Genomic DNA, 1,953 nt, shown 5'->3' with positions numbered 1-1,953 from the left:
GCGTTGGCGTGGTCGGGCATCGCCGTCGGCGTGGGGTTCCAAGCCAAGATGATGCAGGCGTGGTTCGTGCTGCCGGGCTTCGTGATCGCGCTGCTCGTGCTCGGGGGGATGTCCCGTGTCCGCCGCCTCGCGCGCGCGGGCACCTTCGCTGCGGTCGCGGTTGCGGCGTCGGTGGGGTGGATGGCGATCGTGCAGGTGGTGCCGTCGGGTGTCCGTCCGTTCGTCGACGGCTCGACGAACGACAACCTGTTTGCGATGGTGTTCGGCTACAACGGCATCGACCGGGTGTTCCCGGGACTTGTGCCCGGGGCGGTCGGGCCGGGAGAGCAGTCGGGGGGTGCGACGGCCGCGATCTCCTCGATGCTCCGGAGCACCGGTGGCTTCGCCCTCCATCCCAAGCTGTTCGCCCCCGAGAACCTCACTCAGATCGGGTGGCTCTACCCGGCGGCGGCGGCAGGCATCGTGCTCGCCTTCGCCCGGTGGTGGCCGCGTCGTGACCATCGGTCCGCGGCCGAAAGGGCAGCTTTCGCCACGACGGTTGCGGTCACGCTCTGGCTTGCCGTCGCGGCGGCAGTGCTGACGGCGAGCGTCATGCCGCACACGGCGTACCTCGCCGCGCTCGGGGTGCAGTTGGCCCTCTTTGCCGCGATCGCGTTCTCCCGCGCGTGGACGCTGCAGCGCTCAGGTCGCCGCAGGGACCGTCTCGTGCTTCCCGCATTGCTCGCCGGCCAGACGGTCTGGGCGGTCGCGCTGGCGTCGTGGGGAGCGATGCCGGCGGTGCTCGCCGTGCCGATGGGGGCGGTGAGCATCTGTGGCGCCGCGGTCGTCCTCACCCGCGAGGTGCGGTCGGGGGCGGTGTTGTCGCCGCGCGCAGCCTCCACCGCTGTCGCCACGGTCGCCGGTCTGGCGCTGCTGGCAGGTCCGGCGCTGTGGAGCGTGCAGGCCCTGGATGCCGGTCGTGACGGCTCGGGAATCGACGCGTACCTCGGTTGGCGACCCCCCGCCGCGGTGGCCGGGGTTGCCTCACCGCGCCCCGCGCGGACGGTTGATGTCTACGGGTTCCCGGTGGCGGCGGCATCCGACTCATCGGTTGTCGACCCCGGTGCGACCGAGTCGTTCCACGTCTCGACGCCGAACCTCTGGGGTGGTGCCCCCACGGCTTCCACGCCGGTCGACGACCTGCTGCGGGTGATCGCTGCCGATGCGAGTGGTGCACCCGCTCCCGCCGCCGGCACGGGGGCTCCGATCGTGACGGACTCCTGGGCGATCTCGGCGGACGTCATCGACACCACGGGGCAGGCGGTGCTCACCGACGGCGGATACTCCGGCGCGGTGCCGGTCTTCACGACCGCGCAGTTGAAGGATCTCGTCGACAACGGCTCGGTGCGCTGGTTCGTCGTGAAGGCCGGTGCCGGCGCGAAGGACCCGGTCGCCCAGTTCGTCGCGCAGCAGCGCTGCACCGTGGTGCGCACGTGGGGCACCGATGCGTCCGTCTCGGCGGGAGCCCTCGGGCTTCTCGCCGACACCCGGTCGTCGGTCGCCGAGAGTCTGTCTCCGGTGCTGAACGGGCTGACAGCAGAAGCGGATGCCGCGTCCGCCGCGTCGTCCGCGTCCGCGACGACGCGCCCCGACCGTTCGTTCACGCTGTGGCAGTGCCGACCATGACCGGGAATCGTTCCGCTCGCGGACGGGAAGAAGTCGCAGCAGGGTCATAGAAACCCTGCCGCACGATTGCAGCAGCACCACCGATGGTCGTCAACACCGTCTCGAAAGGGATAGACGTGCTCTTAAGACGTGTTCTGCGGGAACCGTGGCCAATCTGGGGATCGATAGTCGCACTGACGGCGGCGTCGGCGGTGTTGATGGTGTGGAACCTCGGCCGCGGCGGTGACTTCGCGTTCTATGAGTCGGCGGCGAAGTCGATGTCGGAGTCGTGGCGGGCGTTCGTGTTCG

2 protein-coding genes are annotated in these 1,953 nt (G+C 70.4%); both read left to right on the top strand.

The annotated features are described in order from the left end of the window. On the top strand, nucleotides 1–1,665 hold a 1,665-nt coding region (locus ASG00_RS15395), incomplete at its 5' end, for a hypothetical protein (RefSeq protein WP_162238374.1). Nucleotides 1,666–1,748: 83 nt separating this feature from the next. Further along, nucleotides 1,749–1,953, top strand: a 205-nt coding sequence (locus ASG00_RS17770) for a hypothetical protein (RefSeq protein ID WP_235559450.1), incomplete at its 3' end; no start/stop codon positions are given.

This window comes from Microbacterium sp. Leaf351, assembly GCF_001423825.1.
Lineage (GTDB): Bacteria > Actinomycetota > Actinomycetes > Actinomycetales > Microbacteriaceae > Microbacterium > Microbacterium ginsengisoli.
Note: the sequence above shows the minus strand (reverse complement) of the source record. Positions and strands in the feature narration are given on the sequence as shown.